This is a genomic window from Methylobacterium sp. Leaf88 (assembly GCF_001422795.1).
Lineage (GTDB): Bacteria > Pseudomonadota > Alphaproteobacteria > Rhizobiales > Beijerinckiaceae > Methylobacterium.
In genome coordinates, this window is the sequence record NZ_LMMK01000020.1 from 135,351 (window position 1) to 159,463 (window position 24,113).

Below are 24,113 nucleotides of genomic sequence, written 5' to 3' on the forward strand. Positions count from 1 at the left end.
CTTCCCCGGCTATCGCCGCCAGGGCCAGATCGCGGTGGGCGGCCTCGTCGGGTACAATTTCGGCCCGGTGAACCTGCAGGCCTACGTCACTCAGGACGTGGTCGAGCGCAATTACGGAGGCCGCGAGACCCGAGGCTGGCTCCGGGTCATCGTACCGATCTACAAGGAGAGCACCAACGCCGCCGCGCCATCCGTCCCACTGACGGGCCCGGGGCGGATCGAACGCCGATAGCGGTTCTCGAAAACCGTTCCTCGGAGCCGCGCCGCTCCCGTCGCTTCGGTCAGGCGATCAAGCGGAGGGCGGCCTGATGGTCGGTCGGGGCGGGCCAGGTCGCGATGGCACTCAGGGCGCCCGCCAGGGGGGCCGGCCGACCGAAATAGAAACCCTGGCCGAAGGCGCAGCCCATGCCGGCGAGAAGGTCGGCCTCGCCGGCCTGCTCGATTCCCTCGGCCACCACGGACACCGCCAGATCGTCGGCCAGCCGGAGGATCGTCTGCACAATGCCCCGGCTGGTCTGGTCGGCCAGGAGGGTGCGCACGAAGGCGCGGTCGATCTTTAGAGTCGTCACCGGCAGGGTGCTCAGATAGCTCAGCGAGGAATAGCCCGTTCCGAAATCGTCGATCGCGATCCCGAGGCCGGCGTTCCGGCACTGCGTGAGCGCGGCAGCGGCACGCTCAGGATCGTCCATCAGCATGCTCTCCGTGACCTCGATCTTGAGGCTGGAGGGGGCGATCCGGGTCCGCGCCAGGAAGTCGGCGATCATCTCGGGGAACGAGGCGCCGGCGAGGTCGCGGCCCGAGACGTTGACGGTCATGAAGAGCGGACCGTCGAGCGCGCCGGGATTGGTCTGGGCAGCGAGCAGGAGCTCGGGGAAGACCCGCCCGACTTCCTCGAAGGCATACGCGGTCAGGTCGACGATGAGACCGGACGCCTCGGCCGCCGGGATGAACTCGATGGGCGGCACCAGGCCCCGGGTCGGGTGGCGCCAGCGCATCAGTGCCTCGAACCCGGCCAGCCGCCGGGACGACAGCCGCACGATGGGCTGGAAGTACAGCTCGAATTCGCCGTTGCGCAGGCCGGCGCGGATCTCGCGCTCCAGCGACAGGGCGCCGAGAGCGGCCGCGAAGGTCTCGGACGGGGGGGCATCGGCGCCGAGGACCGGCGGCGGCGCCGTTCCCTTCATCTGCTCGAGGATGGCCACCGTCTGCCGGTAGCGCGACAGCACCACGCCCAGGCACATCCGCAGGATCGGATCGGTCTGCGCGATGCGGTGGGCGAGCTGCTCCTCCGTGATGACGACGAGTTCGCTGTCCTCCAGGGCCCGCACGGCGGCGGAGCGCGGTTGGTGATCGAGGATCGCCATCTCCCCGACGATCTCGCCGGGGCCGCGATGCGCCAGGATGAGGTCCCCCTCCGGACGCTCGAGGACGATCTCCAATCGGCCGCTCACGATGAGGTAGGCCGCATCGCCCAGGTCGCCGGCCGAGAACAGGCGCGCACCGGCCGGGAGGTGATGATGGTCCAGGGACTTCGCTTGGGAACGCGGCACGGAAGGTTCCAGGCTGGGCACAGTGATGGCCCGGGGCGAACCGTGCCGGGGGCCGGTTAAGAGCTGGCGAACGGCAACCGCTTTGTTTCACGCGCCGTCTCCTATCCTTAACGAGATCTCAGCACGGCGGCGCGAGACTGATCGCGAAGACGCCCCGCGCGGAGCCTGCCCCCGATGTTCCTGTCACGACGCCTGGCCCCGGTGGGCGTGGGCCTTGCCCTGGTGCTGGCCCTCCTGGCCGTGCGGACCGTCGTTCCGGAGCCGTTCGAGCGCCTGCGGCAGGCGGCCTTCGACAGCGCCCAACGGATCAGCCCCCGCGTGACCGACGGCGCCGCGGTTCGGGTCGTCGACATCGACGAGGAGAGCCTGAAGCGGCACGGCCAGTGGCCCTGGCCGCGCCACGTGGTGGCGGACCTCGTCGCGGCCCTGCAGGACCTCGACGCCGGCGTCGTCGCCCTCGACATGGTCTTCGCCGAGCCCGACCGCACCTCGCCCGCGCTCCTGGTGCCCGACTGGGCGCGGCGCTTCGGCTTTCGCGCGGCGGAGCCCGAGACGGCCCTGCCGGACCACGATGCCGCCCTGGCGGCGGTGTTCGCCCGGGGCCGCGTCGTCGCCGGCTTCGCGCTGACGCCGGACGCGCAGGGCGAACCCGTCACGCGCAGCGCCGGCTTCGCGACGATCTCCGGCGATCCCGGCGAGACGGTCCCCAACTTCCGAGGCTCGGTCCAGAACCTGCCCGTGCTCGACGCGGCCACCGCCGGCCACGGCAGCTTCACCATCGCGGCCGGCAGCGACGAGATCATCCGGCGCCTGCCGCTGCTCGCGACGGTGGGAAACCGCCTGGTGCCCTCCCTCGCCCTCGACGCCCTGCGGGTGCTGCAGGACGAGGAGAGCTTCAAGGTGCGGGCGGAGCGCGATGGCGCGACCCTGACCGGCTACACGATCCGCGTCGGGGCGGTCGATCTCTCCGTCGACCGCTCCGGCGCCCTGGCCCTCCACTTCCCGAAGGCCCGCTCGACGCCGACGATCGCCGCCTGGCGCCTGCTCGATCCCGATCAGCGTTCGGGCCTGCGCCCGGAGATCCAGGGCCGCGCGGTCTTCGTCGGCACCAGCGCGGTCGGCTTGTCCGACCTGCGCCCCACGCCGATGACCCCGTTCGAGCCCGGCGTGAACCTGCACGCGATGGCCCTCGATCAGGTCATCGGCGGGCAAGCGCTCAGTCGCCCGGCCTGGGCGCTGGGTGCGGAGATCGTGGCGGCGCTGGTGCTCGGCCTCGCCGCCGCCCTGGCCTGCGGTTTCGGGCGGCTCAGCAGCGCCGGGCTCGGCATGGCCTTCCTGGCGCCCGTGCCGACCTTCGCCGCCCTGGCCCTGTTCGCCCGGGGCGGCCTGCTCCTCGACCCGACGCTGCCGACCCTCGGCCTCCTCGTCGCCCATGCGGGCGGGAGCCTCGCCCGCTATGCGGGCTCGGAGCGTTCCGCCCAGCGCCTGCGCGCCGCCTTCACGCACTACCTGTCGCCGGACCTGGTGGCGGTGCTGGCCAGCGACCCCGGCCGGCTGAAGCTCGGCGGCGAGACCCGCGAGATGACGTTCCTCTTCACCGACCTCGAGGGCTTCACCGCGATGACCGAGGCCTCCGGCGCCGAGGCCCTCGTCAACCTGCTGAACGCCTATCTCGACGGCCTGTGCTCCATCGCGATGGCCCATGGCGGCACCGTCGACAAGATCGTCGGCGACGCGGTGCACGTCATGTTCAACGCGCCCCTCGACCAGCCCGACCATGCCGCGCGGGCGGTGGCCTGCGCGCTGGCCCTCGACGCCTTCGCGGAGGCGTTTCGCCAGCGGCAACGGGCCCACGGCGTCCCCTTCGGCGCGACCCGCATCGGCATCAATACCGGACGTGCCGTGGTCGGCAACTTCGGCGGGACGCGCCGCTTCGACTACACGGCGCACGGCGATGCGATCAACGTTGCGGCGCGGCTCGAATCTGCCAACAAGGCGCTCGGCACCCGCATCTGCATCGCCCGCACCACCTGCGACCAGGTGTCCGGCGTCAGCTTCCGGCCCATCGGGACCCTGATGCTGAAGGGCAAATCCGTGGGCGTCGAGGTCTTCGAGCCGACGGGACAGGCCAGCGACGCCCTGGACGCCTATCGCGTGGCCTTCGGACGGTTGGTCGCGGGGGACGCCGGCGCGGCCGAGGCGCTGCTGGGCCTGCACGCGGCCAACCCCGACGACCCGATCCTGGCGCTCCATGCCCGCCGCATCCGGGCGGGCGAGCGCTCCGTCAGCATGGCGGCCTGAGACGTAAGTCTCAGGGGAGGACGAGGAGCACCACCAGGGCGATGTTCGTGAGCTGGTGCAGGAACTGATCGAAGCCCATCAGCCACCAGAAGCGCGGGTCGGTCATGGGCCAGCGGGTGCGGTGGGCGACCAGGGTCTTGGCCCGGTCGATCAGTCCGTGGACCACGAAGTCGAGGAGCGCGAGCCACCACAGGCCGGGCCTGTAGAGCAGGGCGATCGCCAGGGTGCCGAGGGCATGCGTCCCGGCATGGACGGCGAGCGGCGCCGCCCAGCCCGCGACCCGCTCCTTGCCGCGGGCCATCCAGTCCGTCTGGACGACGAAGTCGATCAGGTAATGCTTGGCCGCCATCGCAACCAGGAGGGCCGCCAGGGTCGACAGGGGGACGGGCATGTCGAGGGCCTGCACCAGGGCGGTCTCCAGAGGGTCGGGCGGCGCGGGACCGCGATACCGCCCGGGCATCGCCGCAGGCTACCGGAACGGTGGGTAGAATCCCACCGCCCCGGCGCCTGCCGCAGGATTCGTCAGCGGTTCAGAGTGGGGACGAACTGCGCCTGTTCGCTGATCGTGACCGTCGCCACGGCGCGCTTGGTCCGGTCGTCCGGCCAGGGGGCGGCCGCCTCGGGTGCCCGGCCCTTGTAGACCATCGTCCCCTGACCCTTGCGCATGAGCACGCTGCCGCGCTTGGTCTTGAGCATCACCTCGCCGTCGAGCACGAGCACGCCGTAGCCGCCGTCGATGGCGCCGCCCCAGACCGTCGTCCCGCGCACCCCGAGGGTGCCGACGGCGGTCTTGATCGCGACGTTGCCGCCGGTCGGCCCTTCGATCTTGCCGCCGACGAAGAGGAAGGCGCCGCGCGCCACCGAGAGGGCGAGCTTCCCGCCCTGCGCGCCGGGCTTGTAGACGAAGTCGTCCACGGTGAGCCTACCGTTCTCGCCGAGGGTCAGCACGGTGTCGTCGGCGAGCTTGGCCTCGAGGCGCGACTCGGCGCCGGTGCGGATCATGTCCTTGAAGAACACCGGCCCCTGGGGAGCCATGTCGCGGGCCTGGCCGGACTGGGAGGCGACGGCTTGGCGGTCGACCTTGGCGACCACGCCGACCTGCTGGGGTGCGGCGATGGCCGGCGCGACGCCGACGAGGAACAGGGCAGCGAAGGTGCCGAAGGATTTCAGGGTCACGGTCATCGTCCACGAGACAGGGGCGGGAGAGCAGGCACGTGGACGGGATAGCGAAGGTCCGCTCGGGTTGAACGACGGCAAGGCACCGGTACACGTCCCCGGGGTCTACGCCCGCGCCGTTAAGCATCGCTGAATAGCCTGCCCCCGTTGTAGCGCGTCCGACCTTCGTCTTGCGAAAACGCGCCTAGACGCTGGAGGACGGGCGAAACACGGCACAGTTGCCGGTATTGTCGAAGAGTTGTGCCCGGGTGCTCGACCGGTTTCGATCCACGCCCACCGCGCCGCCCGACCGGAGCCGGCTCAGGCGGAGGGGGTTTAGGCGGAGGGGACTTGCGCGACACGAATGTTGTTGGTGGTGCCGGCCACCGCGAAGGGGATGCCGGCGGTGATCACGACGCGGGCGTGGGGCAGGGCGAAACCTTCCTCCACCGCGTGAGCGAGCGCATTGGCCACCATCGCCTCGTAGGAATCCACCTCATCGGCGCGCAGGCTGTGCGCCCCCCAGAGCAGGCACAGCCGGCGCGAGGTCGCGAGATCCGGCGTCAGGGCCAGGATGGGCACCTGCGGCCGGCGTCGCGCGATCCGGGCCGCGGTGGTGCCGCTGAGCGTGTAGGCCACGATGGCGGCCGCCCCCACCGCGTCGGCGAGGGTCGCGGTGGCGCTGGCGACGGCGTGGGGCGGCGTCTCCTCCTCGCCCGGATCGGTGGCGGTGATCAGCGAGCGGTAGAGCTTGTGCGTCTCGGTCCGGTGGATGATGCGGGCCATCATGGTCACGGTCTCGACCGGATACTGGCCGGTGGCGGATTCGGCCGAGAGCATCACTGCGTCCGCCCCGTCATAGATGGCGGTGGCCACGTCCGAGGCCTCGGCCCGGGTCGGCGTCGGGGCCGAGACCATGGAGTCGAGCATCTGGGTGGCGACGATCACCGGTTTGACCGCCAGCCGGCAGGCCCGGATCAGCTCCTTCTGGCGTCCGGGCACGTCCTCGTGCGGGATCTCGACCCCGAGATCGCCCCGCGCCACCATGACGGCATCGGACAGGCGGATGATGTCGTCGATGCGCTCCAGGGCCTGGGGCTTCTCGACCTTGGTCATCAACCCGGCCCGGTCACCGATCAGGGCCCGGGCCTCGATGAGGTCGGCGGGCTTCTGAACGAAGGAGAGTGCGACCCAGTCCACCCCGAGCTCCAGCCCGAAGGCGAGGTCGGCCCGGTCCTTGGCGGTGAGCGGGGAGAGGTCGAGGAGGGTGCCGGGCAGGTTCACGCCCTTGCGGTTCGAGAGCGTTCCGCCAGTGATCACCTCGGCGGTGAGGCTGTCACCGGTCAGGCCCGTGACCCGCACGCGCACCCGTCCGTCGTCGATGAGCAGATCCTGGCCCGGGGCCACCGCCAGGAAGATCTCCCGGTGGGGCAGGGGGATGGCGTGCCGGTCGCCTTCGGCGCCCTCCAGCACGAAGCGCACCGTCTCGCCGGGCGCGACGTCGAGGCGCCCGCCCGCCAGGGTGCCGAGGCGGATCTTGGGCCCCTGCAGGTCCTGGAGGATTCCGATGGGCCGGCCGGTCTCCCGTTCCAGGGTGCGGATCGCCGCGTAGACCCGGGCATGGTCGTCCTGCGTGCCGTGACTGAAGTTGAGGCGGAAGGTGTCGACCCCGGCGACGAAGAGCCGGTGCAGCATGTCGGGAGACGACGAGGCGGGTCCGACGGTCGCGACGATCTTGGCGTGGCGGTTGCGGCGCATGAATCCCACGGCCGCGCACGGCCGCCTCCCTGGATCGAAGGCAGAGGATCACGCCGGGATGCACCGTCCTGACGGTGATCCCGACGGGTGAGGCAAGCGGTGACGATGTCGGCCCGCCGGAACGTCCGGCGACCATCGGCTGAGGCGAAAATCCTAGCGCAGGGCAACGCCAGGGTAAACGCCGGACGGCCGTCCGTCTCGCCGGACCACTCCCCGCTCGGAAACGTGCTGCGATGCCGGACACGAATCCCGGGACGCCGACGGTCTGATCGTCACGCGCCCGATCGGTGCCGCCCAGCGCGTCCGCAACGGTACGGCGACTCCTGTCGGTCTGGGGGATCGCACGCGACGAAGCTTTCGTCGCCGCAGACGCAACTTCAGATTTAGTATTCGATTACCTGTCGTTGAATGATCCGGGAAATTTCGCCTTTCGCATCGAATGCCGTAAAAATAAAACCGTCATTGGATGTTTTCTTCGCTGCGAGACCTACTCCGACGATGGACGTCGACAGCCTGCCATTCTCGTCGAAGCAATTCCTGCGTCTCCTCGACAGCCAGGGCATCAGCGGCACGTGGGAATGGCACTTCGCCAGCGACCAGCATGTCTGGTCCTCCGGCCTGTTCCGCATCCTCGGGCTCGATCCTCAGACGACCCGCCCAAGCTACGACCTGTTGATCGGCCTTGTGCATCCGGAGGATCGTGGAAGGATGGCGAGCGGCTCCGGCCTCATCGGGGCCATGTCGCAGGAAAAGCAGACGATCCGCGTGATCCGTCCGGGCGGCTCGAATCGCGTCCTGTCGCTTCGCAGCGAGATCCACCTGGCCCCCGACGGACGTCCCCTGGGGATTGCCGGAAGCGTCCTCGACGTGACGGAGCGGGAAAATCTGAGACGGGCCCTCGCGGCGGAGCGGCGACGCCGGCGAGCGCTGTTCGACCGCACCCGGACCCTGACCTTCTCCAACGATCCGGACTACGCCTACACCTTCACGGAAGAAGCCTACGAATTGACCGGCCTCTCACCTGAGGAGACGGCGGACGACGCGTTTCTGGCGATCGTGACCGAGGAGCGGGAACACTGGCGCGCCGTAAGCCTCGCGGCGCACCAGGTCGGACAGGTCTACACGATGAAGCCGGTCCTCTATATCGCCGGCGGGAAGCGGGAGCGCTTCGAGATCTTTACGGTTCCGATCGTCGATGGGCGCGGCCAGGTGGTGGACTGGAGCAATCTCGCGCGGCCCCTCGGCACACGGGGAAGTCCACCCGTCGGGATGCTGCTGAAGGGGCTCGAGCAGGCGATCGCCGGACGTCACCTGCGTGCCGCCCGCGCCCTGCTGGACTGGTCCATGTCCGATCTCGCCAGGGCCGCAGGCCTCTCCCTGTCGACCGTGAAACGCATGGAGGAGCATCCGGACGGCACGGCCCAGCAATCCCGGCACAAGGCCGTGGAGACGCTGCGACGGTTCGGAATCCGGTTCTCCGTCATGGACGACGGCCTGATCGCCGTCGGGCATCGCTGAGGGCGACGGATCTCTGCGCCGCACGCGCCCGCCGGAAGATTCCGCGACGAGACGATTTCACGGCGCGACGATCGCGAGGACGGACCCTGCCGCCGAACGCGCGGTCCCGTCGCGGACCGGCGCGCATCGATGGCGCGCCGAGCGGGATCGCATGAGGCGGTTCGGTCACTCAAGCACCGGCGGAGGATCGGTTCAACACGAAGACCCGCCCCCGATGGCCCGGGGACAGGCCTCGTACCGCGCCCGACCCTCGTCGCGCCGCATCGCGCCACTCAGAGGCTCCCGTCGCCGTGATGGCCGTCCTGGAGGCGAATGGCGATGTCGGTTCCGTCCGCGTTGAAATCCTGACGCGCGGTGGTGGGCTGGGCCGGTATGGCGGGTTTCGTCTTCGCCGCGTCCAGGGCCGTGTACTTTGCGGGGAGACGCTGCTGTCTCGTGGCCGCCGAGGCCGGTGCGGAACTCAGGGCCGCCAGGGACAGGCCGACCAATCCGAGGATAGGAATGGAATGTTTCATCGTTTCCTCCCGTCGTGTTTTACGACGGCACGAAGATCGCCCGATCCCAGGAACTGTCATCCCCCAAACTGACTAAACAACTCCAGTATTCGCTTAAACCTTAGCTCTGATACATTCTATATCTACGATCATGATCCTCGCTTGACCCTATCCCAACGATTGCATGACAATATATATTTGTGAACATGCGCGGTCGGGCTGCGATCACCGTGGGCGGCATGCGGAAGTGTGGCGAGCGGATGGAAGGGGTCGCCGATCAGGGCAGGCTGGAGAGCCGGGACACCAGCATCACCAGTTCGGCCTGCCGATGGGTATGGGTCTTGGTGAAAATCGAGCGGAGCTGAGTCCGCACGGTGGCGACGCGGACACCCTGGAGCCCCGCCGCTTCCGCGAGGGTCGCGCCCTGGGCCATCAGGGTGGCGAGTTTCGCTTCCGTGCGCGTCAATCCGAAGACCTGCTCCAGGGCGGCGCGGTTGAGGAGTGGCGTCGCGTCGAGGTCGATCAGCAGCAGGACCGAGTGCGGCCCGTCAGCGCCGTCGACCGGAAGCGGCACCGAACTCATGATCAGCGGGCGCTGGTCGGGGCGCTCCACCAGGATCCAGTTCTCACTGTCCAGTTGGAAGCGTGCCCGACCCTGCCCGAGCAACCGCTTGACGATCCCGCGCCCGAGCCCGTTCAGAACCTCGACCTCGACCTCGGACCGACTCAAGCAGAACAGACTCTGGAAGATGTGGCGTGCGCTGTCATTGATGGCCAGCACGTGTCCATTCGTCGAAAGCACGAGCCCGCCGTAGCCCATTCGGTCGAAGACCCGCAGGAATGGCATCCCGACAAGCATGGTCGCGACCTGCCTCTCCCTACCCGGTCCGGCGCAGCACCTGCCCTGGATAACGGTAGGCAATCTTCGCGCATGGTCAATACGCCTATGTTTGCGTCGATACTTATCGTTCTCGCGAAATCATATTCACGCGCGTGATCGAACCTCTTCAGAACGGCACGATGTGCAGACGTCTTCTCGACCGACGGGGCGCCTGCACGCGGGCGCACACGACGTTCGGGTATCGGCGGGCCCCGGGCCGGTGCCGAGATTGCGCCGAAGCGGCCGATTCGGGCGACGAGCGGATCGGGCAGGGCGGATTCGTCGACCGTTCCCCGCGATCGTTCGACCTGTGATCCACCGGTCAGGCCGGCGATGGCCGCACCGGTTCCGCGACGGCCTCGGTCAGGTGCCTCAGGGAAGCTCGCGCAGGTCCTGGCGGAAGCGGCGGCCGTTGGCGACGTAGTTTCCGGCGGTCTGCGTCAGGCGCTCCGCGCTCTCCGCGTCGAGCGTACGCACGGCCCTGGCGGGAGCGCCGACGATGAGGCTGTTGTCGGGAAACGCCTTGCCCTCGGTCACCAGCGCATTGGCACCGATCAGGCAGTTGCGACCGATGCGGGCGCCGTTCAGGATCGTGGCCCCCATGCCGACGAGGCTGCCGGCCCCGATGGTGCAGCCATGCACGATGGCCCGATGCCCGACGGTGACATCGTCTCCGAGGTGCAGGGGAAAGCCGGGATCGGCATGCAGCACCGCCCCGTCCTGGATGTTGGTGCGGTCGCCGATCCGGATCTCGTCGTTGTCGCCACGCAGGACGGCGCCGAACCAGATCGAGACCTCGCGGCCGAGATGGACGCGCCCGATCACGTGGGCCCCCGGGGCGATCCAGGTGCTGTCCACGTCGGCGAGCTGCGGCCGATGCGGGCCGAGGGCGTAGAGGGTCATGCGGCGTCCTCGCTCAGGTGCCGGTCCAGGCCGCGGGCCGCTTGGCCAGGAAGGCCTCGACCCCGGCCGCGAAGTCGCGGCTGCCGTAGCATTCCGCGATGAGGTCCGTCGCCTCGGCCTGCGGGTCCCGCTCCAGGCGGCGCAGCATCGCGCGGGTGACCCGCATGGTCACGGGGGCATGTCCGAGCAGGCGCTCGCAGAGCGCCGCCACCTCGGCGTCGAGACGATCGGGTTCCGCCACGGCGGCGAGGTAGCCCAGCGGCGCCAGGGTCTCGGCGGTGGGCATCTCGGCCAGCAGCATCATGCGGGTGACGAGGCCCTGGCCGAGGGTCGCCGTGAGCCGGCGCAGGTTGGCCGGCGAGAGGCAGTTGCCCAGGGTCCGGGCGATGGGGACCCCGAAGCGGGCCCCGGCCTGCGCCACCCGGAGGTCGCAGGCATTGGCGATGGCGAGGCCGCCGCCCACCGCCCAGCCCTCGATCACCGCCACGGTCGGCACGCGGCAGCGCTCCAGCCCGGCGACGTAGCCCTCGATGCGGGCCTCGTAGGCGACGCCGTCCGCGCCTGTGAAGCCGACGAACTGCTCGATGTCCGTGCCGGCCACGAAGGCCTGGCCGCCGGCGCCCCGCAGCACGGCGACGCGCACGGACGGGTCCGCCTCGATGCGCGCGAGGCTTTCCGCCAGGGCGTCGTACATCGCGAAGGTGAGGGCGTTGCGAGCGGCCGGCCGGTCGAAGGTGAGGTGGGCGACGCCGCCCTCGACCCGGTAGCGGACGGCCCCCGCGTCGGTGGTCGCGCTCATGCGGCGAAGGCCCCCTCTGCGCGCAGGCGCTCGACCGCCGCCTCGGACAGGCCGAGCTCCGACAGGATCTCGTCGGCGTGCTCGCCCAGGAGCGGCGCGTGGCGGCGGACCTGGGCCGGCGTGCCCGAGAGCTTCACCGGGAAGCCGATGTTCGGCACGTTGCCCTCGATCGGATGGGGCACCTCGATGCGCATCTGGCGGTGGCGGCCGTGCTCGCTCTCGAAGGCCTCCGGATAGGTGTTCAGGCGCCCGGCCGGGATGCCGGCGGCCAGCAGATCGGCCACCCACTCCTCGGCGGTCTTGGCGGCGAAACTCGTCTCCAGCTCGGCGATCAGGACCTCGCGGTGGGCGAGGCGCCCGGCGATGTCGCCGAAGCGGTCGTCGGCCAGCAGATCCTCCCGGCCGAGCACGTCACAGAGCAGGCGCCAGAGCTTCTGGTTCGTCGCCCCCATGACGAAGTAGCCGTCCGCCGCCCGCACCGCCTGGTAGGGCGCGCTCATGCGGTTGGCCGTGCCCAGGGGCTCCGGGATCCGGCCGGTGCCCCAGTACTCGCTCGTATCCCAGATCGAGAAGGCCAGCGCCGAATCGAACAGCGACGCGTCGATGTACTGGCCCTCGCCGCTGGCCTGCCGGCCGATATAGGCGCTGAGGATGCCGTAGACCGCGAACAGCGCGCAGCCGATATCGGCCACCGGCACGCCGGCCTTCACGGGCGGCCCGCCGGGATGGCCGGTGACGCTCATGACGCCGGACATCGCCTGCGCCATGAGGTCGTAGCCGGGGCGCTTGGCCCAGGGGCCGGTCTGCCCGAAGCCCGAAATGCTGGCGTAGATCAGGCCGCGGTTGCGCGCCCGCATCGCGTCGTAGCCGAGACCCAGCCGGGCCATCACGCCGGGGCGGTAGTTCTCGACCACGATGTCGGCGGTCTCGGCCATGTCGAGGAGGAGGTCGCGGCCCGCCGGGCTCTTCAGGTTGAGGGCGAGGCTGCGCTTGTTCCGATTCATGTTGAGAAAGCCCATGCTGTCGGGCCCCTTCATCTTGAATCCCATGGCGCCCCGGGTCTGGTCGCCGGTGCCGGGCGGCTCGATCTTGATCACGTCCGCCCCGAGATCGGCGAGCAGCATGCTGCAGACCGGCCCCGCCATCACCTGCGTCACGTCGAGGACGCGCAGGCCCGCCAGGGGCAGGGGACGGGAACTGGGGCGGGATGTGTCGTGCACGGGTTCGTCCATCGTGCTCGGCTCCTGTGTTGCTCGCGTAACCCTCCCCCTCTGCGGGGGAGGGTGGGATCCAGCGCTATTCCGCCGGGACGGCCCGTCCCAGCGGCACCGCGGGCTCCTCCACGAAGGGACGCTCGGGGTGCATGGTGAAGGCGAGGCCGGCGCCGAGCAGGCAGAGGCCGACGGACCCGGCGAAGGGCAGGGTCCAGCTTCCCGTCATGTCGACGATCATTCCGAAGACGATCGGCGAGATGATCGCCGCCACCGCCGAGCCGGTGTTCATCAGGCCGGCCGCCGTGCCCGAATATTTCGGCGCGATGTCCATCGGCACCGACCAGATCGGGCCGATGACCAGCTCGGCGAAGAAGAAGCCCGAGCTCAGCAGCAGCGCCACCAGGGTCAGGTCGCGGGTGAAGAACACGCCGGCGAGGCTCGCCGCCGCGCCGAGGAAGCCGACCACGATGACGCTCAGGCGGGCGAGCTTGAGGTTGCCGGTCTTCTTCAGGATGCGGTCGCTGAAGACGCCGCCGAGGGTGTCGCCGACGACGCCGGCGAAGAACACGCCCGAGGCGAACAGGGCCGAGTTCTTCAGGTCGAGGCCGTAATTGAGCTTGAAGAAGCTCGGCAGCCAGCCGAGGAACAGCCACAGGGTCCAGCCGTAGCAGAAGTAGGTCAGCGTCACCGGCAGCATGCGCAGGGTCAGGCGGCTCCAGGGAATGTTCTGCTTGGCGCCGACCTTGCTCGGCGGCGGCAGGACGGCCAGTTCCTCCGGGGTGATCGCCGGATGGTCCTTCGGATCGTCGCGGAAATACAGGTACCAGACCACGACCCAGGCGAAGCTCGCCACCCCCAGGACGACGAAGCCGAGGCGCCAGCCCACATGGTAGATCAGCACGGCCACGATGGGCGGTGCCACTGCGTTGCCGAGCCGGGCGAAGGCGTGGGTGATGCCCTGCGCGAAGCCGCGCTTGCCCGGCGCCGTCCAGTTCTGCATGGCGCGGGTGGCGGTGGGGAAGGTCGCGCCCTCGCCGAAGCCCAGCAGCACGCGGGCGAGGAACAGGCTGATCAGACCGCCGACGAGGCCGGTGAGGATCGTGGCCGAAGCCCAGATCAGGCCGCAGACCAGGAGCGTGCGCCGGGCGCCGAACTTGTCGCCCACCGAGCCGCCGATGACCTGGAAGATGGCGTAGGGATAGGCGAAGGCGGACAGGATCAGGCCGAACTGGGTGTTCGAAAGCCCGAGATCCTTCATGATCTCGCCGCCCGCCGTCGCGATGTTCACCCGGTCGAGATAGGTGACGAAGTACATCAGGCAGAGCAGAAACAGGACCATGTTCGACGCGGAGACGCGTCTTTTCGCTGGTCCTGACGCGGTCATGCGTCCTTGATCTGGCGTCATCGGGGTTTCCTCCGGTTGAACGCGTCCTCCCGCCCGGTCTGATCGCCGGGCTGTTTGTGGGGGTGCGTCGGGGTGGTGTGATGAGGGCGTCGGGTCTTCGTTTCTCCGAGGGTTTCGCCTTTGGCACTCGGTCATCCCGGGGCCGGGCAGCGGAGCCCGGGATCCAGAACCGCAGGGTTCATCGCGTCCGGCACCGTCGGCGGATCTGGATTCCGGGCTCGCCTTCGGCTCCCCGGAATGACGGTCTGTCAGACCCCGATCCGTCAGGTCCGCCGGAGGTGGCTCCTCAATCGTCCAGCCCGGAACGCAGGGCGTCCATGGCGGCCAGCACGCCGCCGCGGGTGTGGGGCACGGCGCCGGCCTTCAGGCCCATCTCGACGCCGGACAGGGCGGCCATCAGCATGAGGTCGTTGGTCTCGCCGAGATGGCCGATGCGGAAGACCTTGCCGGCGACCTTGGCGAGGCCGGTGCCGAGGGACAGGTCGTACTTCTCGAGGATCAGGGTGCGCAGGGCGTCGGCGTCATGGCCCTCCGGCATCACCACGGCGGTGAGCACCGGCGAGTACTCCGACGGCTCCTGGCACAGGACCTCCAGGCCCCAGGCCTCCACGGCGGCGCGGGTCGCGGCGGCGAGGCGCTGGTGACGGGCGAAGACCTGGGGCAGGCCCTCCTCCCTCAGGATGGCGATGGCCTCGCGCAGGCCGTAGAGCAGGTTGGTCGCCGGCGTGTAGGGGAAGTAGCCCGCCGCGTTCGGCTTCAGCATCTCCTGCCAGTCCCAGTAGGAGCGTGGCAGGGTGGCGGTCTTGGTGGCGGCGAGCGCCTTGTCCGAGAGCGCGACGAGGCCGAGGCCGGGGGGCAGCATCAGGCCCTTCTGCGAGCAGCTCACCGAGACGTCGACGCCCCAGGAATCGTGGGCGTACTCGGCCGAGCCGAGGCCCGAGATGGTGTCGACGAGGAAGAGGGCCGGATGGTGGGCCCGGTCGATGGCCTTGCGGATCTCGGCGATGCGGCTGGTGACGCCGGTCGAGGTCTCGTTGTGGACCACCATCACGGCCTTGATCGACTTCGCCCGGTCCTCCGCCAGGATCGCCTCGACCCGGGCCGGGTCGACGCCCCGGCGCCAGTCGCCCGGCACGAACTCGACCTCGATGCCCCAGCGGGCCGCCATCTGGCGCCACAGGGTGGCGAAGTGGCCCGTCTCGAACATCAGCACCCGGTCGCCGGCCGAGAGGGTGTTGACGATGGCGGCCTCCCAGGCCCCGGTGCCCGAGCCGGGATACAGGATCACCGGCGCGCGGGTCTGGAACACGGCCTGCGCGCCCTCCAGCACCGCCCGCCCGAGCTTGGCGAAATCGGGACCGCGATGGTCGATCACCGGCATGTCCATGGCGCGCAGGACGCGCTCGGGCACCGGGCTCGGGCCCGGGATGTGCAGGAAGTGGCGTCCGGTCCGTGTCGTCATCGGGGGCCTCGCAGGCTTTCGGGTGCGCCAGACGGTGCTGGCGGGTCGCGGGACGAGGGCGGCGCCACGGCGTCCAATGGCGTTCGGCGCGGGATTGTCGTCGATCCGATCCGCGTCCGTTTTGGTCGACCAAAAATTTGCATTCATTTTTACGCGACACAAGCATTATTTTGCGCTCGAACGCCCTCGACCGTCGCGGGGCCGGCTGATAGTTCTGGAAGGATGATGCTCGATGCCGTCCCGGATTCCGCGGTCGACCCGGAGACCGCGTCCCCGCTCCGGATCGCGGGAACGGGGGTCGCCTCGCTTCACGGGACCCTGCTGGCCCAGCTGCGCGACTACGTGGTCGAGGGCAACCTCGCCCCCGGGGCGCGCGTGCCAGAACGGCTCCTCTGCGAACGCTTCGGCATCTCGCGCACCCCCCTGCGGGAAGCCCTGAAGGTGCTGGCCTCCGAGGGACTGATCGACCTGCTGCCGAACCGGGGCGCGCGGGTCCGCCAGCTCGGCCCCGACGAGATGGTGGCATTGTTCGACGTCATGGGCGGTCTCGAGGCCCTGGCCGGTCGCCTCGCCTGCGAGAAGATCACCGAGGCGGGCTTTGCCGAGATCGAACGCCTGCACCACGAAATGTACGCGGCCTATCTCCGCCGCGACCTGCACGGTTACTTCGCCGGCAACCAGGCGATCCACGACCGGATCGTGGAGGCCGCCGACAACGAGCCCCTGCGGACGACCTACGCGAATTTCGCCGGGCGCCTGCGCCGGGTGCGCTACGCGGCCAATCTCGACAAGGACCGCGACCGCTGGGGCGAGGCCATGCGCGAGCACGAGGAGATCCTCGACGCCCTGCGGCGCCGGGCGGGACCGGAGCTCAGCGACATCCTGTTCCGTCACCTGCGCAACAAGCGCCGCGCGGCTGCCGTGCGGGAGACCGCGACGGCCGGTGCCTGATGGCCACGATGGGGTCCACGCCGAGTCCTTCGCCGGATCTCGGCGAAGCCGATCAGCCGGCGCGCGCCGACAGGCGCCCGGCCTCGGCGCGGATCACCTCGGCCGCTCGCAGGATGCTGGGCTCGTCCACCTCGAGATGGGTCGTGGCGCGGATCTGATGGGCTCCGATCGCCCGCACCCGGACATCCTCTGCGAGGCAGGCCTGGGCGAAGGCGGCGGCCGTGACGCCGAGGGGCTCCACCGAGAAGCACAGGATGTTGGACTGGGCCGCACCTTCGTCGATGGCGAGGCCGGGCGCCCCCGCGATCCGGTCGCGCAGCAGGGCCGCGTGGGCGTTGTCGCGGACGAGCTGGTCGACGTGGTGATCGAGGGCGTAGAGGCCGGCGGCCGCCAGGACGCCGGATTGGCGCATGGCCCCGCCCAGGCGGTACTTCCAGCGCCAGGCCTCGGTGATGAACGCCCGCGTCCCGCACAGGACGGCCCCGACCGGGCAGCCGAGACCCTTGCTGAGGTCGATCCAGGCGCTGTCGAAGCCCTGGGCGTAGTCCTTCGCGGCGATGCCGGTGGCCGCCACCGCATTCAAGAGACGGGCCCCGTCGATATGCGCCCGCAGGCCCCGCTCATGGGCGATGTCGCGGATGCGCCGCATGTCCGGGAGCGCCCAGACCGAACCGCCGGAGAAGCTCGTCGTCTGCTCGATCGAGACCAGGGCGGAGCGCGGCGCCGTGCGGGCGGACGGGCGGATGGCCGCCGCGAAGGCCTCGGGCGTGTAGACACCCGCCGGGGTCTTCAGGGCCATCACGGAGACGCCGCCGATGGCGGCCGAGCCGGCGGCCTCGGTGTTGTAGATGTGGGACTGGTCGTCCACGATGATCTCGTCGCCGGACCGGGTCTGCACCAGGATCGCCACCAGATTGCACATCGTGCCGGACGGCATGAAGACGCCCGCCTCCTGGCCGAGCAGGTCCGCCACCCGTTCGCAGAGCGCCAGGGTCGTGGGGTCGGAATCCGACTGCTCATCCCCCACCTCGGCCCGCGCCATGGCGTCCCGCATCCCCGTCGTGGGCCGCGTCTGGGTGTCGCTGAACAGGTCGATCATCTTGCAAGCCCGTTTGCATTCAAAATATCACCGGTATCTTAGCTCCGGCGGCCCAGACCGCCACCCCATCCGGCGGCCGCAGCCCGGCATTCCGATCCGGATGCCCATCCGCAACGCGAGGACGATGACGCATGACCGCCACGGCTGAGCCATCGACCACGCCGCGGGCGGCGAACCGCACGCCCCGCGCGGCCACTCGACTGAATGCCGGGCTCGCCCGGCGGCTGGCCGAGGCCCTGCAGGGCGAGGCCCGCTTCGATCCCTTCACCCGGGGACGCTACGCCACCGACGCCTCGATCTACCAGATCGTGCCGGCCGGCGTGGTGCTGCCGCGCTCGGCCGCCGACATCGCCGCGACCCTGAAGATCGCCGCCGAGCACGACGTGCCCGTCATCCTGCGCGGCGGCGGTACCTCGCAGAACGGCCAGCCGATCGGGCACGGCCTCGTGGTCGATTGCTCGCGCCACTTCAACGGCATCACCGCCTACGATCCGCAAGCGGGCACCATCACCGTCGAGCCCGGCATGGTGCTGGAACGCCTGAACACCCGGGTGAAGGCGGACGGCTGGTTCTTCCCCGTCGAGCCCTCCACCGCCACCCGCTGCACCATCGGCGGCATGGCCGGCAACAATTCCTGCGGCGCGCGCTCGCTCCGCTTCGGCAAGATGAGCGACAACGTCCTGGCCATGGAGGCGCTGTTCCCCGACGGCACCGCCTTCGGCTTCGGTCTCACGGGCCACGACAGCACCGGGGTCACGGGCCCGGACCGGGCCACGCACCTCGCCGCCGCGATGCGCGCGCTCGCCGAGGCGGAGCGCGACGAGATCCTGGCCCGGTATCCGCGGGTGCAGCGGCGGGTCGGCGGCTACAACCTCGACGCCCTGATCGAGGCGCGGCCGAACCTCGCCCACCTCCTCGTCGGCTCCGAGGGCACCCTGGCGGCCACCACCGGCGTCACCCTGAAGCTCTCCCGGCTGCCCGCCCACCGGGTCATGGGCGTCTGCCACTTCCCGTCCTTCCGCGCCGCCATGGAAACCACGAAGGCGCTGGTCGACCTCGATCCCGTGGCGGTGGAACTCGTCGACAACAACGTGCTGGTCCTCGGGGCCGACATCCCGCTGTTCCGCACGACGCTCGCAGACATCACCCGCGGCACGCCGAACTGCCTGCTGCTGGTGGAATTCGCCGGCGACGACCGCGACGCGCTGCTGGCCGACCTCGTGCGCCTCGACGCCTGCATGAGCGACCACGGCTTCCGGAACGCCGTGGTGAAGGTGCCCGAGCCCGTCCGGCAGAAGTCGGTCTGGGAGGTGCGCGAGGCCTGCCTCAACATCATGATGTCGATGAAGGGCGACGCCAAGCCGGTCTCCTTCATCGAGGACTGCGCGGTGCCGCTGGAGCACCTGGCCGACTATACCGACGCCGTCACCGAGGTCTTCACCCGGCACGGCACCCGCGGCACCTGGTACGCCCACGCCTCGGTGGGCTGCCTGCATGTCCGCCCGATCCTCGACATGAAGCAGGGCGGCGACGTCGCCAAGATGCGGGCCATCGCCGAGGAGGCGAGCGCGGCCGTGCGCCGCTTCAAGGGCTCCTACTCGGGCGAGCACGGCGACGGCATCTCGCGGTCCGAATACATCGCGCCGATGTTCGGGGCGCGCCTGACCCGCGCCTTCGAGGCAGTGAAGGACGGCTTCGACCCGGACAACCGCCTCAACCCCGGCAAGATCGTCCGGCCGCTGCGCATGGACGACCGCTCGCTGCTGCGCTTCCAGCCGGGCTACGCCGTGACCGAGCCCACCGTACCCGCCCTCGACTGGTCCGATTGGGGCGGCTTCGGCCCCGCCGTCGAGATGTGCAACAGCAACGGCACCTGCCGGAAGCTCGCCGGCGGCGCCATGTGCCCGTCCTACCGCGTCACCAAGGAGGAACAGCACCTCACCCGGGGCCGGGCCAATTCCCTGCGGCTCGCCATCTCGGGCCAGCTCGGGGCGGACGCCTTCACCAGCCCGGAGATGAAGCGGACCCTGGACCTCTGCGTCTCCTGCAAGGCCTGCCGGCGCGAATGCCCCACCGGCGTCGACATGGCCAAGATGAAGATCGAGTTCCTGCATCATTACCACGCCCGGCACGGCCTGCCGCTGAAGGAGCGCTTGGTGGCAGCCCTCCCGCTCTACGCCGGCACGGCGGCGCGGCTGGCGCCGCTTCTCAACCTGCGCGACCGCCTGCCAGCCCTGGCCCGCCTGTCCGAGCGCTGGGTCGGCCTTTCGGCCCGCCGGACCCTGCCGCAATGGCGCCGGCCCTGGCGCGAATCGGGCGAGCCCGCCCATCCCGCCGACGTCACCGGCGATTTCCGCGACGTCGTCCTGTTCGGCGACACCTTCAACCGGGCTTTCGAGCGCGAGAACCTGGAGGCGGCCGAGCGGGTGCTGGTCGCCGCCGGCTACCGCCTGCACCGGGTCTTCCCCCATCGCGGTCGCCGCCCCCTCTGCTGCGGACGGACCTACCTCGCCTCGGGCCAGACCGATCGGGCCCGGGCCGAGGCCCGGCGGACGCTGAGCGCGCTGCTGCCCTATGTCCGGGCCGGCGCCCGGATCGTCGGCCTCGAACCGTCCTGCCTGCTGACCTTCCGCGACGAGTTCGCCTCGCTCCTGCCCGGCCCCGACGCCGCCGAACTCGGGCGCGCGAGCGTCCTGTTCGAGGAACTGCTCGCCGCCGACCTCAAGGCCGGTCGGATCGACCTGCCGCTCGCCGACCAGGGCGGCCGGGTCGCCCATCTCCACGGCCATTGCCACCAGAAGGCCTTCGCGGCCATGGGTGCGGTGGAGACGGTCCTGCGGGCGGTGCCCGGTCTCGACGTCCGCCCGATCGAGTCGAGCTGCTGCGGCATGGCCGGCGCCTTCGGCTACGGCGCCGAGACCATCGACGTGTCCCTGGCCATGGCCGAGCTGTCACTGTTCCCGGCCCTGCGCCAGGCCGGCCCGGACGATCTCGTGGTCGCCGACGGCACGAGCTGCCGCCATCAGATCCACGACGGCCTCGGCCTCACCGCACGTCACGTCTCGCGCGTTCTCGACGACGCCCTTGTGACCTCGACACGTCCTTCGCCCGCGTTGCGAAACGGAAAGCCGTTTTTGCCGCTGTAATACCAACGATGCGCGTGTGCCACGGCACGCCCATCCGCTTGCCATTTTAAATTTCAATCGTCATTTAAAAGGAGACGGGCCGGTGGATCGGACCCGCTGGGAGAGGGTCATGAGCCAAGCCATTCGCGAGCAAGCCGTGCGAAAGACGGCCATCGTCACCGGAGCCTCCTCCGGCATCGGTCTCGCCAGCGTCCGTGCCCTCCACAAGGCCGGCTATCGCGTGTTCGGGACGAGCCGACGCAGCAGCGCCGTCTTGGGCGATGCCGGCACCCTCCTGACCTGCGATCTGACCGACGAGGCGTCGGTCGCCGCGATGGTGAAGACGGTGCTGGACGAGACCGGCCGGATCGACCTCCTCGTCAACAATGCCGGCTTCGGCATCAGCGGCGGGGCCGAGGAATCCTCGATCGCCCAGGCACAGGACCTGTTCGACGTGAACCTGTTCGGCGTGATCCGGGCGATCCGCGCGGTCATTCCGACGATGCGCGCGCAGAAGAACGGCCGCATCATCAACATCAGTTCCGTGCTCGGTCTGATTCCGGCCCCCTACATGGCGCTCTACGCTGCCAGCAAGCACGCGGTGGAAGGCTATTCGGAATCGCTCGACCACGAGGTCCGCAGTCAGGGTATCCGCGTCGTCTTGGTCGAGCCGGCCTATACCCGCACGGCCTTCGACCAGAATCTTCTCGTTCCCGATGCCCAGCTTGACCTGTACATCGAGGCCCGGGCCGGTGCCGACCGGACGATGCGGGCGGCCATGGCGACCGCCGACGCCCCGGAGATCGTGGCCGACGCCGTGCTCGCCGCGGCCGAGGCATCCGTGCCGCGGCGCCGCTACACCGCCGGCAAGGTCGCGCGCCAGATCAGTCTCCTTCGCCGCTTCGCCCCCGCCCACCTCTTCGACAAGAGCCTGCGCAAGCAGATGCAGCTGGCGAACTGAGGCGGCAGACTTTCCGCACCCGGCGCTCAGAACTCCATGCCGAACTTGACCCGGACGGTGTGCCGCTCGAACTGGTTCAGGCCGAGCGCGCGACCGGCCAGGCTCGGGTCGGCATCGCGGCCCCAGACCTGTCCGGCATACGCCACCGTGAGCCAGATCTTTTCGGTGAAGCGGTGGTGCAGGGCAGGGCCGACGAACAGGGCCTCACTCTCCAAGTCATTGAGAAACGTGCCGTTGTAGCCCCGCAGGTAGCGGATCTCGGGCCCGAGATAGGTGCTTTCCCCAACGCGGGCGACCAGGGCGTTCGACCAGAGGAAGGTCGATGAGCGGTAGCCCGGGGCATCCGGGCCGCGCTGGCGACCGGCCGCCGGCTCGAAGCTGATGTTGCTGCCGTACCAGAGCTTGTTCGGCACGAGTTGCAGATCGAGCTGGAGCACGGTCTCCATGTCGAAGATGTCGGCACCATTTCCCTCGATGGGCAGGACGCGGGCGAAACGCGGACGAAGCTCAAGCGCGAGCCCGAGGGGCTGATCCTTGTCGCCCTTCAGGAACTGGTACTTCACCTCGACGGAGACGCCGTCGAACGTTCCGTAGGACTTGTCGTCGAGATCGACGATGTTGCGGACCTGACGAAAGGTGCCGAACGCGCCGAACTCGATGCTCAGGCGGTCGATCGGATCGAACTGGTAGCCGAGCTTGGTGTCGAGGACGCGGTAGTGGCCTCCGCCGGGGCCCGATAACCGCTTGCCCAGGCGGGAAATCGTATCCACGACGACCTCCTGCTCGCCCTTCTCACCGGCATCGGAGCCTTCCGTGAAGCCGAAGAGATGCTCGGTGTCGACATCCTGAGACTTGCCGTCGTCACCGCCGCCCTTACCGTCCCGTGTGTCCTTGTCCGCCTTGGCATCCTGGTGGCCCAATGGCTTTTTCTGCGGTGGGGCCCCCTTTCGGGACGGCGCTGACCGGCCATCCTTCGATGCCCAGACCGATGGTTTAGCGGTTGCGGGATCGTCCATTTCAGCGGCGCCAACGACTGTCGACGATAGAGCCAGGACCATACCCATGATGGGTATGATTGGACGCACGCAACTCCCAGTCATCAGGTAAGATCCTGCTTCGTCCCCCGACATGATGACTGGCGGACCCTCGTTATGACCTTAGACACGCCCGCGTTGATCCTGCCTGCTGCGAATGAGACACAGATCCAACAAATGACGATACCGACGGATTAAGAACGCAGTTTCTTACGCGCAGGACGCCCGGAGGAGATCGCATCGGGAATTTACCGGATCCGCGTCTCCCGATCGGAACGGGCGCGGTGTGGGACGGTTTCCTCGACGCATCAGCTGGGAGATTGAACATGCGGATCATTGCGACAGCGTCGGCCCTCGCCCTCCTCACCTTCGGCAGCGTCGGAGCGGCCGAAGCCAAGGGCTGCATCAAGGGCGCGATCATCGGCGGAATCGCCGGCCACTACCTCGCCGAACGTGGGGTCGTCGGGGCGGTCGCGGGCTGCCTCGGCGGCCGATATCTGGCGAACCGTCAGGCGAAGCGGCAACGCGACATCGATTACGGTTCACGCGTGGAGCCCCGCGGCACGGGTTATGGGCCGTCCCAGGGACCGGCGCGCCGCAACTACAGCTACTGACACGAGGCCGGGGCCATCGAGCTCAGGGCCTGCTTCCCAGCGACGCGAACCGCAGCGGGGCAACGGGGCGCGTCGCCATCCAGAGAACGTGGCGCGGTCCGTCAGCCCCGCCGTTCGCGCGGATGCGGAATTCATCGACGGCAAAGCCATGCAGGCGTAGGCGCGCCTTGAAACGTCGGTCGGGTTTACCGGACCAGACCGCGAGGATGCCGTCGCTCCGCAGGGCGTAGTGTGCCCGCTTCAAACCCCAGGCATCGTACAGGCGGTCGTTCTCCCGTCGTGTCATGCCGGACGGACCGTTATCGACATCCAGCAGAATTGCATCGAAGTGCTCGGGTCCCGATTGGATCAGGCGATTGACGTCGGTCTCGACGATCTCGACTCGTGAGTCGTCGAGACTGTCACCGAAGAGATGGGCGAGGGGACCTCGTGCCCAGGCGACGACAGCCGGGATCAGTTCGGCGACTACGATCTTCGCGTCCGGTCCGAGGGCACTCAGGGCAGCGCGCAGGGTGAAGCCCATGCCGAGTCCGCCGATCAGGATGCGTGGCGTCGCGCGACCAGCGAGTCGTTCACAGGGGATGGTCGCGAGAGCCTGCTCCGAGCCGCGATCGAGGTTCGTCATGAGTTCCGCTTTCCCGACCTGGATCGAGTAGGCGTCTCCCTGGCGCAGGAGATTCAGCGGAGCGGAACTACCGGGAATGAGGCTGGTGTCACAGAGGACCCAGGGGGGTGACGACATCGACGCTGGACTCCCTCCGCGACATCGTACGGACGCGGCTGCCACCGCCTCATCCGAAATCTCGCGAAGGTCAACCTCGGTAGCGGCCCCACATTTCTCCATCGGAGAGGGTTCGTACACCCCGAAGCGTTCGATCGAGGGGACGGAT

General features: G+C 69.4%; 20 protein-coding genes and 1 pseudogene. 7 read left to right on the forward strand and 14 right to left on the reverse strand.

The window, feature by feature from the left end:
- Positions 1–232 (forward strand): annotated as a pseudogene (locus ASF20_RS12270) (transporter); the annotation flags it as partial.
- Positions 233–281: 49 nt separating this feature from the next.
- Here ASF20_RS12270 and ASF20_RS12275 read toward each other — a convergent pair.
- Positions 282–1,550, reverse strand: coding sequence for an EAL domain-containing protein (locus tag ASF20_RS12275; RefSeq protein ID WP_056274574.1), 1,269 nt, complete (start codon positions 1,548–1,550; stop codon positions 282–284).
- 174 nt (positions 1,551–1,724) lie between these two features.
- On the opposite strand from ASF20_RS12275, the gene ASF20_RS12280 reads away from it, so the two are divergent.
- On the forward strand, positions 1,725–3,851 hold the full coding sequence (locus ASF20_RS12280) for an adenylate/guanylate cyclase domain-containing protein (RefSeq protein ID WP_056274576.1): 2,127 nt from the start codon (positions 1,725–1,727) through the stop codon (positions 3,849–3,851).
- Positions 3,852–3,861: 10 nt separating this feature from the next.
- Here the strand turns inward: ASF20_RS12280 and ASF20_RS12285 are convergent, their stop codons facing one another.
- From ASF20_RS12285 to pyk, 3 genes are all read right to left on the reverse strand, one after another.
- Positions 3,862–4,311, reverse strand: coding sequence for a DUF3307 domain-containing protein (locus ASF20_RS12285; RefSeq protein WP_244472660.1), 450 nt, complete (start codon positions 4,309–4,311; stop codon positions 3,862–3,864).
- Positions 4,312–4,373: 62 nt separating this feature from the next.
- Positions 4,374–5,027: a FecR family protein gene (locus ASF20_RS12290; RefSeq protein ID WP_162239171.1), complete on the reverse strand. Its 654-nt coding sequence runs from the start codon at positions 5,025–5,027 to the stop codon at positions 4,374–4,376.
- 315 nt (positions 5,028–5,342) lie between these two features.
- Positions 5,343–6,764, reverse strand: coding sequence for a pyruvate kinase (pyk, locus tag ASF20_RS12295; RefSeq protein ID WP_056213805.1), 1,422 nt, complete (start codon positions 6,762–6,764; stop codon positions 5,343–5,345).
- 498 nt (positions 6,765–7,262) lie between these two features.
- Between pyk and ASF20_RS12300 the strand changes: the two genes are divergently transcribed.
- Complete coding sequence (locus ASF20_RS12300) at positions 7,263–8,282, forward strand: PAS domain-containing protein (protein ID WP_056274578.1); 1,020 nt, start codon at positions 7,263–7,265, stop codon at positions 8,280–8,282.
- A 272-nt stretch (positions 8,283–8,554) separates the two neighbouring features.
- Here the strand turns inward: ASF20_RS12300 and ASF20_RS12305 are convergent, their stop codons facing one another.
- The 7 genes from ASF20_RS12305 to ASF20_RS12335 all read right to left on the reverse strand — a co-directional run bounded on the left by ASF20_RS12305 (position 8,555) and on the right by ASF20_RS12335 (position 15,439).
- Complete coding sequence (locus tag ASF20_RS12305) at positions 8,555–8,797, reverse strand: hypothetical protein (RefSeq protein WP_156648055.1); 243 nt, start codon at positions 8,795–8,797, stop codon at positions 8,555–8,557.
- Positions 8,798–9,053: 256 nt separating this feature from the next.
- Positions 9,054–9,635, reverse strand: coding sequence for a helix-turn-helix transcriptional regulator (locus tag ASF20_RS12310; protein ID WP_056213796.1), 582 nt, complete (start codon positions 9,633–9,635; stop codon positions 9,054–9,056).
- A 393-nt stretch (positions 9,636–10,028) separates the two neighbouring features.
- Complete coding sequence (locus ASF20_RS12315) at positions 10,029–10,559, reverse strand: gamma carbonic anhydrase family protein (protein WP_056274582.1); 531 nt, start codon at positions 10,557–10,559, stop codon at positions 10,029–10,031.
- Between the two features lie 13 nt (positions 10,560–10,572).
- The gene (locus tag ASF20_RS12320; protein ID WP_056274584.1) at positions 10,573–11,358 is read right to left on the reverse strand and encodes an enoyl-CoA hydratase; all 786 of its coding nucleotides are present in this window, start codon (positions 11,356–11,358) and stop codon (positions 10,573–10,575) included.
- On the reverse strand, positions 11,355–12,590 hold the full coding sequence (locus tag ASF20_RS12325; RefSeq protein ID WP_056274585.1) for a CoA transferase: 1,236 nt from the start codon (positions 12,588–12,590) through the stop codon (positions 11,355–11,357). The genes ASF20_RS12320 and ASF20_RS12325 overlap by 4 nt, the downstream gene beginning before the upstream one ends.
- A 64-nt stretch (positions 12,591–12,654) precedes the next feature.
- Complete coding sequence (locus tag ASF20_RS12330) at positions 12,655–13,956, reverse strand: MFS transporter (RefSeq protein WP_056213782.1); 1,302 nt, start codon at positions 13,954–13,956, stop codon at positions 12,655–12,657.
- A gap of 307 nt (positions 13,957–14,263) precedes the next feature.
- Complete coding sequence (locus tag ASF20_RS12335) at positions 14,264–15,439, reverse strand: aminotransferase class V-fold PLP-dependent enzyme (protein WP_056213781.1); 1,176 nt, start codon at positions 15,437–15,439, stop codon at positions 14,264–14,266.
- A 222-nt stretch (positions 15,440–15,661) separates the two neighbouring features.
- On the opposite strand from ASF20_RS12335, the gene ASF20_RS12340 reads away from it, so the two are divergent.
- Positions 15,662–16,390: a GntR family transcriptional regulator gene (locus tag ASF20_RS12340; RefSeq protein ID WP_056274587.1), complete on the forward strand. Its 729-nt coding sequence runs from the start codon at positions 15,662–15,664 to the stop codon at positions 16,388–16,390.
- Positions 16,391–16,442: 52 nt separating this feature from the next.
- Here ASF20_RS12340 and ASF20_RS12345 read toward each other — a convergent pair whose 3' ends face one another.
- Positions 16,443–17,489 (reverse strand): threonine aldolase family protein, encoded by a 1,047-nt coding sequence (locus tag ASF20_RS12345; RefSeq protein WP_056274589.1) that lies wholly within the window; start codon positions 17,487–17,489, stop codon positions 16,443–16,445.
- A 131-nt stretch (positions 17,490–17,620) separates the two neighbouring features.
- Here ASF20_RS12345 and ASF20_RS12350 point away from each other — a divergent pair, with 131 nt between their 5' ends.
- Both ASF20_RS12350 and ASF20_RS12355 read left to right on the forward strand, forming a co-directional pair.
- Complete coding sequence (locus tag ASF20_RS12350; protein ID WP_056274591.1) at positions 17,621–20,635, forward strand: FAD-binding and (Fe-S)-binding domain-containing protein; 3,015 nt, start codon at positions 17,621–17,623, stop codon at positions 20,633–20,635.
- Positions 20,636–20,744: 109 nt separating this feature from the next.
- Positions 20,745–21,575, forward strand: a complete 831-nt coding sequence (locus tag ASF20_RS12355) for an oxidoreductase (RefSeq protein WP_056274593.1) — start codon at positions 20,745–20,747, stop codon at positions 21,573–21,575.
- 26 nt (positions 21,576–21,601) lie between these two features.
- On the opposite strand, the gene ASF20_RS12360 is transcribed toward ASF20_RS12355, so the two are convergent.
- Complete coding sequence (locus tag ASF20_RS12360) at positions 21,602–22,495, reverse strand: hypothetical protein (protein ID WP_244476412.1); 894 nt, start codon at positions 22,493–22,495, stop codon at positions 21,602–21,604.
- A 440-nt stretch (positions 22,496–22,935) separates the two neighbouring features.
- On the opposite strand from ASF20_RS12360, the gene ASF20_RS12365 reads away from it, so the two are divergent.
- Positions 22,936–23,223 (forward strand): hypothetical protein, encoded by a 288-nt coding sequence (locus ASF20_RS12365; RefSeq protein ID WP_056274595.1) that lies wholly within the window; start codon positions 22,936–22,938, stop codon positions 23,221–23,223.
- A gap of 22 nt (positions 23,224–23,245) precedes the next feature.
- Here ASF20_RS12365 and ASF20_RS12370 read toward each other — a convergent pair whose 3' ends face one another.
- Positions 23,246–23,965, reverse strand: a complete 720-nt coding sequence (locus tag ASF20_RS12370; protein WP_056274597.1) for a hypothetical protein — start codon at positions 23,963–23,965, stop codon at positions 23,246–23,248.
- Positions 23,966–24,113 lie beyond the last annotated feature (148 nt).

What these genes read in the sequence shown, in the direction of transcription:
- ASF20_RS12280 (WP_056274576.1), top strand. Translation starts at nt 1,725, where the DNA reads ATGTTCCTGTCACGACGCCTGGCCCCGGTGGGCGTGGGCCTTGCCCTG.
- ASF20_RS12285 (WP_244472660.1), bottom strand. Translation starts at nt 4,311, where the DNA reads ATGCCCGGGCGGTATCGCGGTCCCGCGCCGCCCGACCCTCTGGAGACC.
- pyk (WP_056213805.1), bottom strand. Translation starts at nt 6,764, where the DNA reads ATGCGCCGCAACCGCCACGCCAAGATCGTCGCGACCGTCGGACCCGCC.
- ASF20_RS12300 (WP_056274578.1), top strand. Translation starts at nt 7,263, where the DNA reads ATGGACGTCGACAGCCTGCCATTCTCGTCGAAGCAATTCCTGCGTCTC.
- ASF20_RS12305 (WP_156648055.1), bottom strand. Translation starts at nt 8,797, where the DNA reads ATGAAACATTCCATTCCTATCCTCGGATTGGTCGGCCTGTCCCTGGCG.
- ASF20_RS12310 (WP_056213796.1), bottom strand. Translation starts at nt 9,635, where the DNA reads ATGCTTGTCGGGATGCCATTCCTGCGGGTCTTCGACCGAATGGGCTAC.
- ASF20_RS12315 (WP_056274582.1), bottom strand. Translation starts at nt 10,559, where the DNA reads ATGACCCTCTACGCCCTCGGCCCGCATCGGCCGCAGCTCGCCGACGTG.
- ASF20_RS12320 (WP_056274584.1), bottom strand. Translation starts at nt 11,358, where the DNA reads ATGAGCGCGACCACCGACGCGGGGGCCGTCCGCTACCGGGTCGAGGGC.
- ASF20_RS12325 (WP_056274585.1), bottom strand. Translation starts at nt 12,590, where the DNA reads ATGGACGAACCCGTGCACGACACATCCCGCCCCAGTTCCCGTCCCCTG.
- ASF20_RS12330 (WP_056213782.1), bottom strand. Translation starts at nt 13,956, where the DNA reads ATGACCGCGTCAGGACCAGCGAAAAGACGCGTCTCCGCGTCGAACATG.
- ASF20_RS12335 (WP_056213781.1), bottom strand. Translation starts at nt 15,439, where the DNA reads ATGACGACACGGACCGGACGCCACTTCCTGCACATCCCGGGCCCGAGC.
- ASF20_RS12340 (WP_056274587.1), top strand. Translation starts at nt 15,662, where the DNA reads ATGATGCTCGATGCCGTCCCGGATTCCGCGGTCGACCCGGAGACCGCG.
- ASF20_RS12345 (WP_056274589.1), bottom strand. Translation starts at nt 17,489, where the DNA reads ATGATCGACCTGTTCAGCGACACCCAGACGCGGCCCACGACGGGGATG.
- ASF20_RS12350 (WP_056274591.1), top strand. Translation starts at nt 17,621, where the DNA reads ATGACCGCCACGGCTGAGCCATCGACCACGCCGCGGGCGGCGAACCGC.
- ASF20_RS12355 (WP_056274593.1), top strand. Translation starts at nt 20,745, where the DNA reads ATGAGCCAAGCCATTCGCGAGCAAGCCGTGCGAAAGACGGCCATCGTC.
- ASF20_RS12365 (WP_056274595.1), top strand. Translation starts at nt 22,936, where the DNA reads ATGCGGATCATTGCGACAGCGTCGGCCCTCGCCCTCCTCACCTTCGGC.
- ASF20_RS12370 (WP_056274597.1), bottom strand. Translation starts at nt 23,965, where the DNA reads ATGTCGTCACCCCCCTGGGTCCTCTGTGACACCAGCCTCATTCCCGGT.